Origin of the sequence: Mesorhizobium sp. M7A.F.Ca.ET.027.03.2.1 (genome assembly GCF_003999175.1) — a bacterium.
Lineage (GTDB): Bacteria > Pseudomonadota > Alphaproteobacteria > Rhizobiales > Rhizobiaceae > Mesorhizobium.
In genome coordinates, this window is sequence record NZ_RZOM01001522.1 from 1 (window position 1) to 1,006 (window position 1,006).

Consider the following 1,006-nt stretch of genomic DNA (forward strand, 5'->3'; position numbering starts at 1 on the left):
GTCTTGCCGCGCTATTGCTGTCGCGAACCTTCGCCGGCACCGTGCTCGTCGCCGACCGCAACCAAGCTCGCAGCGCCCGCGTGTCGCAGGTGACGGGTGCCAGGATCGTCGATCTGAACCGAGATGCCGTTGCCGCCGCAACCGCCAATGCCCCGCTGCTCGCGGCCATTGAGGCGACCGGCAGCGTCGCGGCGCTCAACCAGTTGCTTGGCGTTGTCGATCCCGGCGGCACGATCGCCATGGTGGGCATCTTCCATGGCCGCCTCGACATTGATCCCAATACGCTGGTCGAACGCGAAATCGGCTTGCTGGGATGCCACGCCTTTGCCGATGAGCTGCCCGAGGCGGTGCGGATGCTAGGTGAACTCAGCGAACCGCTGTTGGCGCTGATCGACCAGGAGATCGGCCTGGATGACATTCCGGCTGCCTATGAGCGGCTGTTGGCGGGACACAGCGACGGCTTGAAAACAATCATCCGCATGCGGCAACCTGTCGAGCAGTCGTGATTTCCGATGAATCGCCGGAAAGGACTTTTGAAATGATCACTTTGCCCGACACGGCCAGCCCTCTTTACGAGAAGGTGAAGGACTACATCCTGGCGAACATCGGAACGGGCCGGTGGGGCAAGGATCGCAAGCTGCCGTCCGAGAACGAGTTGGTGGCGTCGCTCGGCGTGTCGCGGATGACGGTTCACCGGGCGCTCAGAGAGTTGACCTCGGCCGGGTTCCTGATCCGCCTGCAAGGTGTGGGAACCTTCATCGCGCCGCCGCGGCCGCAATCGACGCTGATCGAGATCAACAACATCGCAGCCGAGATCGTCGAGCGCGGCAACAGGCATCGTTCCGAAGTCCTCGTCCTCGAAACCATCATGCCGACAAAGGAGCTGGCGCTGTCGTTCGAGTTTCCAAAGCTCGTCTCGATCTATCATTCCGTCGTCGTCAATTTCGAGAATGATCTGCCGGTGCAGCTGGAAGAGCGCTTCGTCAATCCGAGCCTCATTCCCGAT

Annotated in this window: 2 protein-coding genes; both read left to right on the forward strand. The window is 61.6% G+C overall.

What is annotated here, in order from left to right; all coding sequences use genetic code 11:
• The first annotated feature begins 14 nt into the window (after window positions 1-14).
• On the forward strand, window positions 15-506 hold the full coding sequence (locus EN750_RS36130; RefSeq protein WP_281062382.1) for a zinc-binding dehydrogenase: 492 nt from the start codon (window positions 15-17) through the stop codon (window positions 504-506).
• Window positions 507-538: 32 nt separating this feature from the next.
• On the forward strand, window positions 539-1,006 hold a 468-nt coding region (locus EN750_RS36135; RefSeq protein WP_127399405.1), incomplete at its 3' end, for a GntR family transcriptional regulator.